This is a genomic window from Cellulomonas fimi ATCC 484 (genome assembly GCF_000212695.1).
Classification (GTDB): domain Bacteria; phylum Actinomycetota; class Actinomycetes; order Actinomycetales; family Cellulomonadaceae; genus Cellulomonas; species Cellulomonas fimi.
The window spans coordinates 831,787-845,060 of the sequence record NC_015514.1; the positions used below are offsets into that span (position 1 = coordinate 831,787).

The window sequence follows — 13,274 nt, forward strand, 5'->3', positions numbered from 1 at the left end:
GACGCCCCAGCGGGTGCGCCGAGGCGCCGGCGGCGCACCCGCCGTCGTGCGCGGAGCTCCGGAGGGTGAAACGCCGCTCGCGGGGTTCTTGAGCATGCCACGCGACCCCTAACGTGGACAAAACAGACACCGTGGCTCGCACGGTGCCCGTTCGTCGACTCAGGGGGACCCATGGCTCGTCTACGTCTGTCACTCACCGCAGCCGCGCTCGCGGGCGCCACGCTGCTCGCCTCGGCCGGACCGGCCGCGGCGTGCCGGCCCGACCCGCAGGCCGACCCGACGACGTGGGAGTACGGCGGCGTGTACGACTGCACGAAGGCGACCGTCGGCCACGGCGTCCGCACCTACACGAAGCCGTCCCCCGTGGCGTTCGTCGTCATCAAGACGGGCAGGACGTACTTCGTGAGCGAGCTCGGAGACGCCAACGAGGGCGACCGCACCTACACGTTCGACAAGCCCATCCGGTTCGTCATCACCTGCAACTTCACGGACGCGTAGGACCCGCAGGGGCGCACGCTCGTCAGTCGCAAGGGGTCCAGAGGTGAGGGTGCGCGCCGACGCGCAGGAGGGTCTGGTGGCCGTCGTTGACCGCCTGAGGAACGGTGGGCAGCGCCGTGCCGTCCTGGTCGACGAGGAGCCGGAACCCGGAGTGCGCGTCGTACAGGAAGGGACGCAGCGGCGGGGTGGCCCGGGCGTCGTAGGTCGCACCGAGGACCGTCCCGTCGGCGTCGGCGTCGCTCACCTGGAGTTCGACCGGCGACCCGTCCGGCGTCGGTGCCGGGACGACGACGTAGCCGCCGGCGGCGGTCCAGGTCACGACGGCGTCCCCACGACCGTCCGACCGTGTCCGGTACCCGATGACACGGCCGTCGTCGGCGAGCGCGACGGGGACCAGCTGCGCGCCGTCGGCGAGCGGCGGCAGGGCCGTGACCGCACCGGTCGGCGACCACAGCAGCACCTGCCGACGGAAGGAGCCGGTCGCGTCGGTCCCCGCGCCCCACCCCAGGACCCAGCCGGACGCGTTGATCGCGAGGGCCTCGGTCGAGCTCCATGCGCCTGGGGGTGGGGCGAGCACGCGCCGCTGGTCGGCCCACACGAAGGCCTCGGTGCGGCCGGGGGACCCGACGGGGTCGCTCGCGCCCACGACGGTGTTGGCGTCGTTGACGGCTCGGACGCTGTCGTAGCGGCTCGGCGACCGGTCGACGGGGACCAGCGGGAGGGGACCGTCGACGCGCACGGCCTTCGCGATCTCGTACCGCTCGCCCCGGACGTGGGCGACGCCCGCGACGCGACCCCCGGGCGACACCGCGGTGAGCTCGGAGCGCAGGCCGCCCTCGATGCCGCCGTACCAGCGGGTGTCGCCGGTCGCGGCGTGCCACGACATCGTGCGGAGCCGGGTGTCGTAGCCGACGACGAACCCGTCGTTCCCCAGGTCGAGGGCGAACGGGACCGGCACGCGGGTCAGCGTGCCGCAGGCGGTCCCGGTCCAGCCCGTCGCGGGCGTCGCGTCGGCGCGGGCGGGCGTGGCCAGGGCCCCGACGAGAACCAGCGCGACGAGCGCGCCCGGGGCGGCTCGCCGGCGTCGGCGGGGAGCGGGACCGCGCGCCGGCGACGGGCGGCGCGCGAGCCGGGGCACCGTGCTCAGCCGGCCGGGCACGTCGGGGTCCACAGGTGCGGCCGCTGGTCGGTCATGAGCAGCACCTGGCCGGCCTCGCTCATGCCGTAGGGCACCCCGCGCAGCAGCGCGCCGCCGGGCTCCGCGAGACGCCGGAAGCCGGTGTCCGGGCGGTACAGGAACGGCAGCGCGGACCCCGTCGTCGGGTCGATGACCGTCCCGACCGCCCCGCCGCGGTCGTCGGCGGCGATGACCTGGAGGTCGCCGCCGGGAGACGGCACGAACGTGTACCCCGAGGTCGGCGACCACGTGACGAGCGCATCGTTGGTCCAGTCCGGGCTGAGGTGGTGGCCGATCACCCCGCCCTGCTCGTCGATGTGCTCGGCGACGAACATGCCGCCGTCGGGGAGCGGCGGGAGCACGGTCACGGTCCGGTCGGGGCGCCACACGAGCACCTGGTAGTGGTAGACGCCCCGCGCGTCGAGGCGGTAGCCCGAGCCGAGCACCCAGCCGGCCTCGTTCACGGACAGCGCGTGCACGAGCACGTACGACGGGTCGGGCGTCGCCAGGACGTGCCGGCGGTCGGTCCACACGAACGCCTCGGTGGCACCCTGGCCGCCGACGATCTCGCTCGTGCCGACCACGACGTTGGCGTCGTTGACGTCCTGCACCTGGTCGGAGGTTCGCAGCGAGCGGTCGACGGGTCGCAGGGGGAGTGGCCCCTCGACCCGCACCGCCTTGGCCGGGTCGAGCGTGGGTCCGTCGACCTGGGCCGCGCCGGCGACGCGCCCGCCGCCGCTGATCGCGCTGATCTCCGAGGAGAGGCCGCCGTCGATGCCGCCGTACCAGCGATAGGTGCCGGTCCGGGAGTCCCAGGAGGCGGCCCGCGAGCGCTGGTCGTGGCCGACGACGAGCCCGGAGTCGTCCACGTCGCGCGCGACGCTGAGCGGGATCACCGTGCGCGTGCCGCACACCGGGCCCTGCCACCCCGGCGGGGGTGGTTCCACGGCGGCGGCCGGCGCCGCCACGGGCACGGTCAGCGCGGCCACCAGGACCGCGCCCGGCATGATGCGACGTCGCACGAGCTTCTCCCCCTGCACAGGGTCGCCCCAGCCGCGGTCGACCGTCGGTGCCGTCGACGGGCACGACACCCGTCCCCGTCATGCTGAGGCTGACGTCGCGGTGCGGCGACCCGGACCTGTGTCCATGAGCCGGGGCGCGCTCGGGAGGCGAGTCGCCCCTGCCGTCGCGTGCGGTGTGGTGCGATGACGTCGTGGCCTGGTGGAAGACGTCTCGCAGCAGCCCGTCCCGCTCGGTGCGCCCCGGTGCGCCCGGCGCCGCGTCCGGACGGGAGATCACCCGAACGGCCGTGCTCGGGCAGGCGCCGCCGACGTTCGTGCTGGGCACGACGAGCACGGGCGACGTCCTGGCGTTCCGGGCCGCCGCCCAGGACCTCGTGGCGTGGTGGCACCGGCTGCGCGCCGAGCACCCGACGACCGGCCTGTGGCCCGTGCTCCTCGGGGACGGGCCCGGTGACCTGTGCGCCGCCCTGCCGGGTGCCGTGCGCGACGACTACGACCCGGCGGCGGAGCTCGTCCGCGCGCACGGCATGTCGCTGGCGGACCTGCGTGCCCTGCGGGCGCAGCGGCTGGCGCAGTACGCGGACCTCGGCGGTGACGACTCGTTCCGTGACGACGAGGACGACGACGCGCTCGCGATGGTCGAGCCCGACGCGCTGGCCCGGTACGAGGCGACGTTCACCGCCGCCCGGACGGACGGCCTCGTCGCGCTCGTGCCCGCCGCCCACGCCTGGCAGGTGCCCGTCCTGCTCGGCTGGGACGGTGGGCTGAACTACGACCTGGAGCCCGTCGACCACGCGGTCGTCCTGCGCGACTGGCAGGAGCGGTTCGGTGCCCAGCTCGTGACGCTCGGCAACGAGCAGGTCCTCGAGCTGTGGGTCGACCACCCGCCGACCGACCCCGCCCAGGCCCTCGCCGTGGCCCGCGAGCAGTTCGAGTACTGCTACGACAGCGTCTACCAGGGCGTCGGCTCGCTCACCGAGCTGGCGCGCGACCAGGTCGGCTCGCAGTCCTGGTACTTCTGGTGGGACTGACGGCCTGCCGGAGCGAGCGCGAGCGCGGGGCGGCGCACGCGCCCGTGCCCACCGGCGAGGTGTGACCCGCTCGATGCGCCGGAGTGAGCGACGTGGGCGACGGGCGACGACGGGATGCTCGCCCGGCCTCGTGGCATGGCGCGCCGGACGCGGGCGTCAGGAGCTGGACGACGTCGACGCGGCGATCACGGCGGACGCGGTGATCGCCGCGGTGGCGCTCTCCGCGGCCTGCAGGGCACGGCGCACGGCCTCCCCGCCGACGTCACCCTTCGCGATCGCGGCGGCGCGCCGCCGCACCTCCGAGCGGGACAGGCCGACGTCGCCGACGGCGCCGGGCACCCGGCCGAGGGCGTGCAGGACGGCGACGAGGGTCGCGTCGCGCGCGTCGGGCTGCCGGGAGCCCACGACGACCTCGCGCAGCCGCTGACGCAGCACGGCGGACGGCCCGGCCGGGTCGACGACGGGGTGGCGCGTCGTCCACGTGATGCCGAGGAACCGCACGGGTACCGGGCGCAGCACGCCCGCGTCGACGAGCCGTTGCTCGATCGTCGCGCGCAGCCCGCGCGCGAGGACGGGGACCACCTCCTGCGGGCGGCGGTGCCGGCGCCAGGCTGCGATCTGACGCAGCGCGTCGTCCAGGTCCGGGTCGGGGTGCCGTGCCGTGGCGGTGACGACGACGCGACCCGGCGCGAGCTGCGGGTGGCCCTTGCCGGTGATCTCCACGAGCCCGTCCTGGACGAGCTCGACCAGGACGGAACCGGCGAGCGCGAGCCCGGTGCGCTGCCCGGAGTCGAGCGACCGCCCGGTCGTCGGGTCGGTCAGCAGCAGCAGTGTCGCCTCGGCCAGCAGCATGACGCCGACCGTAGCGCCCCGGGCCCGGCGCCGGGTGTGGTCGTCGCTCGTCGGCACGGGCGACCGCGGCCGCCCGCTCGCGCCGGCTGCTGGAGGTCGCCGAGACCGTTCACGCCGGGGGTGGCCCGTGACGGACCGCGCGGCGCACCCCAGGGCGGGCCACGAGGGTGTGGCAACGGCAGCGACCGAGAATTGTGTGCGGTGTGTGAAGATCGGGGGAAGTCTCGCCGATCCGCGCGCGGGTGGATTTCTAGTCGGGCATTCTGGCGGGTCGACAATGTGGCGGGTCGACGGTCCGGCGTGTTTTCTCGGGCGGACGAGTGCCGCGCCGGTGTGCGGCCCGGGTGCAGCCCGCCGTGTGCCGGACGCAGGTCGCCGCAGGTCAGGAACGTGCCGCCGAACGGATGACGCCGTGACGACAATGTGACGTCGTTACCCGAACGGGACATTCGTGTGACCGCCCTGTGCTGGTCGGAGGTCGATCCCGGCCGGGAGGCTTCAGTCCTCGAACAATGGAGGACGGCTGATGCGTGGTAGGTCGATGACGAGGTCCAGGATTTCGTCGACGAACGGTATTCGTGGTGTTGCGGGGAATGCGGGCGCGCGGCGTGTCGTGGGTGCGCTGGCGGCAGTGGCGCTCGCCGGGTCGCTCGCGGCCTGCTCGTCGGACGGGACGAGCGACGGTGCGGTCGCACCTGACGGTGCCTACGAGGACGCGTTCGCGCCGGACCAGTGGCGCGACGTCCCGACGGACCCGCAGGAGGAGTACGACGACTCGCCGGAGCAGCCGTTCCAGGACGTGACGACGAGCCCGCTGTCGACGTTCGCGTCGGACGTCGACACGGCGTCGTACAGCAACCTGCGCCGCCAGCTCCGCCAGGGCGTCGAGCCGGAGGGCGTCCGGATCGAGGAGCTCGTCAACTACTTCGACTACGACTACCCGGCGCCGGAACCGGACGCGGAGGACCCGTTCACGGTCACGACGCAGGTCGCGGACGCGCCGTGGGCGCCCGGCCACCAGCTCGCGATGATCGGCGTGCAGGCGACGGACGTGAAGCCCACGACGCGCGGCAACAACGTCGTCTTCCTGCTGGACGTGTCGGGATCGATGGACGAGCCGAACAAGCTGCCGCTGCTCGCCGACTCGTTCGCGCTCCTGGTCGAGCAGCTCGACGAGGACGACACGGTCTCGATCGTGACCTACGCGGGCAGCGACCAGGTGCTCGCGGACTCGGTGCCGGGCGACCGGCGCGGGGAGATCGTCGACATCCTGCGTGAGCTGCGGGCCGGTGGCTCGACGGGCGGCGCGCGCGGGCTGGAGACGGCGTACGAGCTCGCGGCGAAGAACTTCGTCGAGGGCGGCAACAACCGCGTCATCCTGGCGACGGACGGCGACTTCAACGTCGGCCCGTCGACGCCGGAGCAGCTCACCGAGCTCATCGAGGAGCACGCCCGGACCGGCGTCTACATCTCGGTGCTCGGCTTCGGGATGGGGAACCTCAAGGACAGCACGATGGAGGCGATCGCCGACCACGGGAACGGCAACTACGCGTACATCGACACGCTCGACGAGGCGCGCAAGGTCCTCGTGGACGAGTTCGACTCGACGATGTTCGTCGTGGCGCAGGACCTCAAGGTGCAGGTGGAGCTCAACCCCGCGACGGTGTCGCAGTACCGCCTGCTCGGCTACGACAACCGCCGGCTGGAGGACGAGGAGTTCGCCGACGACACGAAGGACGCGGGCGACGTGGGCGCCGGGCACGAGGTCACGGCGTTCTACGAGCTGGTCCCGGCGCAGGGGTCGGGCGGCGACGACGGCTTGGACTACCAGGACGTCGAGCCGGGCTCGTCGGGCGACTTCCTGACGGTGCACGTGCGCTACAAGGACCCGGGTGCGACCGAGAGCACCGAGGTCGTCTTCCCCGCGGGCGCCGACACGTACACGACCCGCCCGACGAGCGACTTCCGGTTCGCGTCCGCGGTGGTCGAGTTCGCGCTCGCGGCGACGGGATCGCAGCACGCGGGCGACGCCGACCCGGCGCGGGCCCGGGAGCGGGCGGGTGCCGCCCTCGGCGAGGACCCCTACGGCCTGCGGGCGGAGTTCGTCACCCTCGTCGAGGAGTACCTGGAGCTGACCGCCTGAGCGGGCGCTGAGCTCACGACGCCGCCGTCGGGCCGTGCTGGGCCCGGCGGCGGCGTTCCAGGCCGTCGAGCACGATGTCGAGGCCGAACTCGAACTCCGTCTGGTCGTCGCACCAGCCGAGCGTCTGCTCGGGGGCGTCGTGCACGACCTGGGCGAGCATCGCGCTGAGGTGCGGCGCGGCGGCCGCGAACAGCTCCATGTCGATGTCGGCGGTGCCGTTGTCGTCGAGCGGGAGCTCCTGCGTGAAGCCGAACATGCGGCTCCCGAGCGCGTGCAGCGCGTGGTGCGCGAGGTCGTGCGAGAACCCGCCGGCGAGCATGACGCCGACGGTGGCGTCGACGTAGCGCACCATCGACGGCGAGATCGCGGACCGCTGCTCGAGCAGCCCGGCGAGCCAGCGGTGGCGGAGCAGCACGCGTCGCGCGCCCAGGGCGCGGGCCCGCAGAGCCGGCTGCCACGCGCCTGCCTCGAGCGGACCCGGGTCGCCGACCTCGGCGACGATCTCGTCGAAGCCGAGCTCCACGAGGCCGTCGAGGATGGCGTCCTTGTTCGGCAGGTGGTGGTAGAGCGACATCGCCTCGACCCCGAGGTCCTCGGCGAGGCGCCGCATGGTGAGGGCGTCGATCCCGTGGCGGTCGGCGAGGTCGCGCGCCGCGGCGAGGACGCGCTCGCGGGTCAGCGTCGGCCGATCCGTGCGTGCGGGCATCCCCACCTCCTGTCGCGCCCACGGTAACGCGGGGTCTGGACGGGTCCGTCCACCAGGTCTACCTTACGACGTAAGACTTACGACGTAAGGGGAGCCGAGATGGACGTCCAGACACTGCCGAAGACGATGCGTGCCGCGGAGATCGACCGGTTCGGTGCCCCGGAGGTCGTGCACCTCGCGGTGGTCGACCGGCCCGACCCCGGCCCGGACGAGGTGCTCGTCCGCATGCGTGCCGCGTCCCTCACCGTCGCGGACCACCGCATGCGTGCGCGCGACCTGCCCGCGGGATGGGGGCTCGTGGGCCCCCTCATGCTCGGGATCCGCCGGCCGCGTACGCGCCGCCTGGGCGTCGACGGTGCGGGGGTCGTCGTCGCGACCGGCGCCGGCGTCACCGCGTGGGCGCCCGGCGACGAGGTGCTCGTCGCGAGCGGCCTGGCGATGGGGTTCCACGCCGAGTACGTCGTCGTGCGAGCCGACCGCGGGATCGCCCGCAAGCCCGCGGGCACCACGTTCGAGGAGGCCGCCGCACTGCCCTTCGGTGCGGTGACGGCCCTCGTCTTCCTCGCGCGCGCCCAGGTCGGACCGGGCACGAGGGTGCTGGTCAACGGGGCGTCCGGTGCGGTCGGGACCGCGGTCGTCCAGCTCGCGCACGCCGCGGGCGCCCACGTGACGGGCGTGTGCAGCGGGCGCAACGCGGACCTCGTGCGCAGCCTCGGGGCCGACCGCGTCGTCGACTACACGACGACCGACTTCGCGCGCGAGGGCGAGGTGTACGACGTGGTCGTCGACTGCGTCGGCAACGCCCCGGTGTCGCGCGTCGCGCCCGTGGTCCGTCGCGGCGGGGCCGTCCTCGCGGTCGTCGGGACGCCGGCGAGCATGGTCCTCGCGCCGCTCCACGGCCTGCGCGTGCGGGGCACGGTCGCGGTGCGCGGTGCCACGATCCCCCTCGCCGAGCAGCTGCGGCAGGTGACCGCCGCCGTCGAGGCCGGCACGCTGCGGCCCGTCGTCGACCGCGTCTTCGACTTCGACGACGTCGTCGAGGCGCACCGGTACGTCGACACCGGGCGCAAGCGCGGCAACGTCGTGCTGCGCCTCGCCTGAGACGCCCCGGCGGGACCAAAGGACCTCGCGCCACGGCCCCGTCGGAGGACGGTGGAAAGGGTAGAGGGGCCGAGCAGATCGAGTCGGGCCTGCGCGTGCAGGGTCACCGGGCAGTACGTCCCCTGAGCGGGGTCGCTCGTACGTCGCGTCACTCGACCGCGTCGTCGTCCGGAGCGGGCGACGCACGACCGCCCCGGCGGTCGGTCCCGGAGGAGGAGTCATGACAGGTCGTGCCCGCGCAGCCGTCGTCGTCGGCCTCGGCTCGGCGGCCCTCGTCGCCGTGCTGCGCAGCCGCCGACGCGCGACGAGCGACCGCCCCGCGGTGGAGGTGACGCACCCGCCGCGGTGGGTCGTCCGGGCCGCCGACCCCGTGATGCGCCGGCTGCTGTCGTCGCCGCGCACCGCCGGCCGGATGGGTGACGAGCTGCTCCTCGTGCACGTCACCGGGCGCCGCACGGGCCGGACCTACGACGTGCCCGTGGGCTGCCGCCCCGGCCCTGACGGGCGTCTCGTCGTCGTCACGCACGGTCGCTGGCGGGTCAACCTGCGTGACCTGCCCGACGTCGAGGTCACCTGGCGCGGCCTGCGCCGCCCGGCTCGTGCCGAGCTGGTCGAGGACCCGCAGGCGGTCGCCGAGGTGTACCGCGGGCGCATCGACCCGCTCGCGCCGCGGGCGTCGGCGCGGCGCACCGGGCTGCGGCTCGCGCACGACAGGGTGCCGGCGACCGAGGAGGTCGTCGACGCGGTGCGTCGCGCGCACGTCGGGGTCGTCCGCCTCGACGTGGGGGAGCCCCGCACGGCCTGATCGGCGCCGCCGGTCGGCCCGACCCGTCCGCGCCGTTCAGGCGGGCGGTGCGGACGCGTGCTCCGTCGCCGTCCGGGTCACGGTGTCGAGCATGCGGCCGAGGACGGCGAGCTCGTCGTCGTCCAGCCCGAACGCGGCCCCGATGTGCGCGGGCACGTGAGCGACCTGGGCGCGCAGGTCGCGGCCGGCGTCGGTGAGCGTGACGGTCACCGACCGCTCGTCGTCGGCGCGGCGACGACGTTCGACGAGTCCGCGCGCCTCGAGCCGCTTGAGCAGGGGTGACACCGTCCCGTAGTCGAGGTGCAGGAGGTCGATGACCTGCCGGACCGTCTGGTCGCCGCGTGTCCACAGCACGACGAGGACGAGGTACTGCGGGTAGGTGAGGCCGAGCGGGTCGAGCAGGCCGCGGTACACCGACGTCATCGCGCGGGACGCGGAGTAGAGGTCGAAGCACAGCATCGTCGCCAGGGAGATGCCGTCCGTCTGCGCCGGGTTCTCCTGCCGGCCGTCGTCGGTCACGAGGATCAGTCTACGGCGAGGATTGACGCCCGCAACTGAATCGTGCACGATGTAGTTGCTCGCGAGGAAACTGCGAGACCGCCCCGGTCGCCACCCGGGCGACGTCACGGAAGAGGAGCAGGGGAATGCCGTACATCACGAGCACCGCCACCGACCAGCACGTCGAGCTCTACTACGAGGACCACGGCAGCGGCCAGCCCGTCGTGCTCATCCACGGCTACCCGCTCGACGGGCACTCGTGGGAGAAGCAGACGGTCGCGCTGCTCGACGCGGGCTACCGCGTCATCACCTACGACCGCCGCGGGTTCGGCCGCTCCACGAAGGCCACCGAGGGCTACGACTACGACACCTTCGCCGCCGACCTCGACGCCGTCCTGACGACGCTCGACCTCACCGACGTCGTCCTCGTCGGCTTCTCGATGGGTACCGGCGAGGTCGGTCGCTACCTCGGGACCCGCGGCTCCGACCGCGTCGCCAAGGCCGCGTTCCTCGCGTCGATCGAGCCGTTCCTGCTCCAGACCGACGAGACGCCCGACGGCCTGCCGCAGGCCGCGTTCGACGGCATCGCCGCCCAGGCCCGCCAGGACCGCTTCGCGTGGTTCGACGAGTTCTTCCGCAACTTCTACAACCTCGACGAGAACCTCGGCACGCGCATCAGCGAGGCCGCCGTGCGCGGCTCGTGGGCCGTCGCCGCCGGCTCGGCGCCGTGGGCCGCGTGGACCGTCGTGCCGACGTGGCACACCGACTTCCGCGACGACATCGCGAAGATCGACGTCCCGACGCTGATCCTGCACGGCACCGGCGACCGCATCCTCCCGGTCGGGGCCACGGGTCGCGCCTTCAGCAAGCTGCTGCCCGAGGCGACGTACGTCGAGGTCGAGGGCGCGCCGCACGGCCTGCTGTGGACGCACGCCGACGAGGTCACGACGGCGCTGCTGGACTTCCTCTCCGCCTGACCGCTGCCCCGAACGCCCTCCCGTCACCGCGACGGGAGGGCGTTCTCGCCCACCCACAGGGAGCTGTCGACCTCGGCCGTCACGGGGAACCGGTCAGCGGAGCTCCGGACCGAACGGGTCCGCCGGTGCCCCTCTCAGGAGCCCTGGCACACGACGCCGACGCACTGCGGGTCGTTGCCGTTGCCGGCCGCGCGGTTGCCACCGAGGTCCGTCGCGTTCGGGGTGTGGATACCCCAGCCGCTGTTCGCGTTCGCGGTGTTGCGGCCGAGTGCCAGCTCGGCGGCGTCGGAGACGATCGCGTCGCCGTTGTGCACGAACGTGTTGCGCACGAGCGTGTCGACGGGGCCGCCGTCGCCGTCGGTCGTGAAGCCCGTGCCGTTGTCGCGGAACGTGCTGCGCTCCAGGCGCAGGTCCAGCTCGAAGCCGCCGACGACTCCTACGCCGTTCGACGTGAACGTGTTGCCGGTCAGCCGCGCGACGGACATGCCGCCCTGGTACCCCGTGCCGTTGTCGGAGAGCACGCTGCTGCTGAGGTCGAGCTCGCCGGCGTCCTGGAAGACACCCTCGTACTCGTTGCCCGTGAACGTGCTGCCGGTGACGGTGCAGGTCACGCTGCACACGACGCCCGTGGAGTTGCCCTCGACGGTGGTGGTCGAGACGACCGCGACGCCGGCCCACGCGAACTGCGCGCCCCAGTTGTTGTCGACGATCGTGCTGCGCGAGACCTCGACCCGGTGCAGCCACGCGGTCGAGACGCCGTCGATGTTGCCCCGCAGGGTCGAGCGCACGATGCGCAGGTCGGCCGGGTTCTCCTCGAACATGTCGCCGAAGGCGGCGACGCCGTGCGAGTTGTCCTCGGCCGTGACCGAGCGCACCGTCTTCGTGCCCGGCCCGTAGGCGTACACCCCGTTGTAGAAGCCGGTGATGCGGCCGTTGCGCACCTCCGCGGCCCCGTCCCCGCCGAGCGCCACGCCGGTGCCGCCCTGGGCCGCCCCCGGGCCGCTGATGGTCCGACCCCGCAGGTCGAGCGTGCCTCCGCCGAGCACGGTCACGCCGACCTCGGTACAGGTGAGGTCCTGCGCGAGGTACGCCGGTCCTGTGACCTGCTGCCCGCACTCCGTCACCGGCGTCGGGCCGGGTCCGGCCGCCTGGGCGGGAGCGGCGAGCAGGGCCGCGGCCCCTGCGAGGACGGTGACGACGACGGATCGACTGCGCATCGGTGTTCCCCCTTGTGCGCCCACGCCCTGTGGGCTTCGCGCACCACAATGCTGACGAGCGTCCGGCTTGTCCGGGTCTGCGCGGGTTTTCACCCGGGTGGAACCGGCGAAAGCCGCCCGACGGCACCGTGGTGGCAAGGACGGGTCCGCGCCCTCCCTGAACCTCGCGCACGTCGTGACCGCACCGCTCGCCGGCGGGGCAGTGACGCCGCGTCGCGGTCGAGGCGGACGACCGGCCGACGACGCGCGCCGCTGCTCGCCGGACCGGGCGCCCGTCAGGACCGGCGGCGGCCCAGGGCGTAGCCGGCGACGGCTCCCACACCGAGGGCGCCGACCAGCACGAGGAGGGTCGGGAGGCGGGTCTCCCATGCGCCGCCGCCGTAGGTGACCTGGCTCAGGGGCGCGTACGCGAACCAGCCGAACGGCACCGTCCACGTGCGCCACAGGCCGACGACCAGGAGGGTCGTCGAGACGAGCAGGATCCCGGCGAGCACGGCTCGGCGGCGGGTGGGGGCGGGCGTCGTCGGCATGGCGGCATCGTCGTCGGCGCACAGTCCGACGGCAACGGGCTCGGCGCGGCGCGGGAGAAATGCGTGGCGGGCGGCGCCGGGACAGGGGCACCCTACGTGCGGCGCGCGGCCGGTCGGACGGCCGGGACGCGTGCCCATCCGCAGCGAGAGGAGGACCTCGATGACCGTCGCGTACCCCACGTGGCAGGCCGGGACGTCCCTGCTCGCCTGCTCGACGGACCCGACGGGCCACGGCCCGGTCGCCGGCCCGACGGACGTGCGACCCGAGGTGCCCCTCGTGCCGGCCTGATCCTCCCGACCAGGTCGCCACGAGGGCCGTTCCCCGACACGGGGGACGGCCCTCGTCGTCGTCCCACCCGCGCGAGAGAAGGAGACCGCCGGGGCCCGCAGGGCTCCGGTGCAGAGGTTCGAGTCCTCTGCTCGCGACCCACCCCAGACCACCGCTCAGCCGTGCAGGAAGGAGACCGTCGTGGTCCGCATCGTCAACGAGTCCCTGGCCGCCGGTGGCGGCCACCTGTCCGTCGCCGACCGGCGCCGGGCCGCCCGCCGTCTGGAACGCCGCCAGGCCGCGAACCCGCTGCGTCGCGTGCAGCTCGCGTGCGAGGAGCACACCCAGCGTGACGCGGTCGCGGTCGTCGGCGACCACGTGTGGTGCGACGCGCACGGCGACTTCTCGCGCGTCGTGCACGTCGTCGAGTGAACCCGGCCCGCGGGTCA

The 13,274-nt window shown here is 74.0% G+C and carries 15 protein-coding genes; 8 read left to right on the forward strand and 7 right to left on the reverse strand.

All coding sequences use genetic code 11. The features are described from left to right. Positions 1-171 precede the first annotated feature (171 nt). The gene (locus tag CELF_RS03795) at positions 172-498 is read left to right on the forward strand and encodes a hypothetical protein (RefSeq protein ID WP_013769927.1); all 327 of its coding nucleotides are present in this window, start codon (positions 172-174) and stop codon (positions 496-498) included. Positions 499-520: 22 nt separating this feature from the next. On the opposite strand, the gene CELF_RS03800 is transcribed toward CELF_RS03795, so the two are convergent. After that, positions 521-1,657, reverse strand: coding sequence for a hypothetical protein (locus CELF_RS03800; RefSeq protein ID WP_013769928.1), 1,137 nt, complete (start codon positions 1,655-1,657; stop codon positions 521-523). Beyond that, entirely contained in the window at positions 1,642-2,697 is a 1,056-nt protein-coding gene (locus CELF_RS03805; protein WP_013769929.1) for a hypothetical protein, read from the reverse strand. Before CELF_RS03805 ends, CELF_RS03800 begins: the two co-directional genes overlap by 16 nt. Positions 2,698-2,888: 191 nt before the next feature. Between CELF_RS03805 and CELF_RS03810 the strand changes: the two genes are divergently transcribed. Further along, positions 2,889-3,728, forward strand: a complete 840-nt coding sequence (locus CELF_RS03810; RefSeq protein ID WP_232014297.1) for a DUF4253 domain-containing protein — start codon at positions 2,889-2,891, stop codon at positions 3,726-3,728. A gap of 156 nt (positions 3,729-3,884) precedes the next feature. Here the strand turns inward: CELF_RS03810 and CELF_RS03815 are convergent, their stop codons facing one another. After that, positions 3,885-4,580, reverse strand: a complete 696-nt coding sequence (locus tag CELF_RS03815) for a GOLPH3/VPS74 family protein (RefSeq protein WP_013769931.1) — start codon at positions 4,578-4,580, stop codon at positions 3,885-3,887. 631 nt (positions 4,581-5,211) lie between these two features. Here CELF_RS03815 and CELF_RS03820 point away from each other — a divergent pair. Beyond that, on the forward strand, positions 5,212-6,723 hold the full coding sequence (locus CELF_RS03820; RefSeq protein ID WP_232014298.1) for a vWA domain-containing protein: 1,512 nt from the start codon (positions 5,212-5,214) through the stop codon (positions 6,721-6,723). Between the two features lie 13 nt (positions 6,724-6,736). On the opposite strand, the gene CELF_RS03825 is transcribed toward CELF_RS03820, so the two are convergent. Continuing rightward, a complete protein-coding gene (locus tag CELF_RS03825; protein ID WP_013769933.1) occupies positions 6,737-7,429 on the reverse strand; it encodes a TetR/AcrR family transcriptional regulator C-terminal domain-containing protein in 693 nt (230 codons plus the stop codon). Positions 7,430-7,528: 99 nt separating this feature from the next. Between CELF_RS03825 and CELF_RS03830 the strand changes: the two genes are divergently transcribed. Together CELF_RS03830 and CELF_RS03835 are read left to right on the forward strand one after the other, a co-directional pair. Next, positions 7,529-8,530: an NAD(P)-dependent alcohol dehydrogenase gene (locus CELF_RS03830; protein WP_013769934.1), complete on the forward strand. Its 1,002-nt coding sequence runs from the start codon at positions 7,529-7,531 to the stop codon at positions 8,528-8,530. Between the two features lie 220 nt (positions 8,531-8,750). Continuing rightward, positions 8,751-9,335, forward strand: coding sequence for a nitroreductase/quinone reductase family protein (locus tag CELF_RS03835; protein ID WP_013769935.1), 585 nt, complete (start codon positions 8,751-8,753; stop codon positions 9,333-9,335). Between the two features lie 36 nt (positions 9,336-9,371). Here CELF_RS03835 and CELF_RS03840 read toward each other — a convergent pair whose 3' ends face one another. Next, the gene (locus CELF_RS03840) at positions 9,372-9,902 is read right to left on the reverse strand and encodes a MarR family winged helix-turn-helix transcriptional regulator (protein ID WP_013769936.1); all 531 of its coding nucleotides are present in this window, start codon (positions 9,900-9,902) and stop codon (positions 9,372-9,374) included. Between the two features lie 77 nt (positions 9,903-9,979). On the opposite strand from CELF_RS03840, the gene CELF_RS03845 reads away from it, so the two are divergent. Beyond that, positions 9,980-10,810, forward strand: coding sequence for an alpha/beta fold hydrolase (locus CELF_RS03845; RefSeq protein ID WP_013769937.1), 831 nt, complete (start codon positions 9,980-9,982; stop codon positions 10,808-10,810). Between the two features lie 134 nt (positions 10,811-10,944). On the opposite strand, the gene CELF_RS03850 is transcribed toward CELF_RS03845, so the two are convergent. Both CELF_RS03850 and CELF_RS03855 read right to left on the reverse strand, forming a co-directional pair. Continuing rightward, the gene (locus CELF_RS03850) at positions 10,945-12,027 is read right to left on the reverse strand and encodes a NosD domain-containing protein (RefSeq protein WP_013769938.1); all 1,083 of its coding nucleotides are present in this window, start codon (positions 12,025-12,027) and stop codon (positions 10,945-10,947) included. A gap of 275 nt (positions 12,028-12,302) precedes the next feature. Continuing rightward, on the reverse strand, positions 12,303-12,557 hold the full coding sequence (locus CELF_RS03855; RefSeq protein ID WP_013769939.1) for a hypothetical protein: 255 nt from the start codon (positions 12,555-12,557) through the stop codon (positions 12,303-12,305). Between the two features lie 160 nt (positions 12,558-12,717). On the opposite strand from CELF_RS03855, the gene CELF_RS21365 reads away from it, so the two are divergent. Next, positions 12,718-12,846: a hypothetical protein gene (locus tag CELF_RS21365; protein ID WP_013769940.1), complete on the forward strand. Its 129-nt coding sequence runs from the start codon at positions 12,718-12,720 to the stop codon at positions 12,844-12,846. 180 nt (positions 12,847-13,026) lie between these two features. Then, positions 13,027-13,257 (forward strand): hypothetical protein, encoded by a 231-nt coding sequence (locus CELF_RS03860; RefSeq protein WP_013769941.1) that lies wholly within the window; start codon positions 13,027-13,029, stop codon positions 13,255-13,257. Positions 13,258-13,274 lie beyond the last annotated feature (17 nt).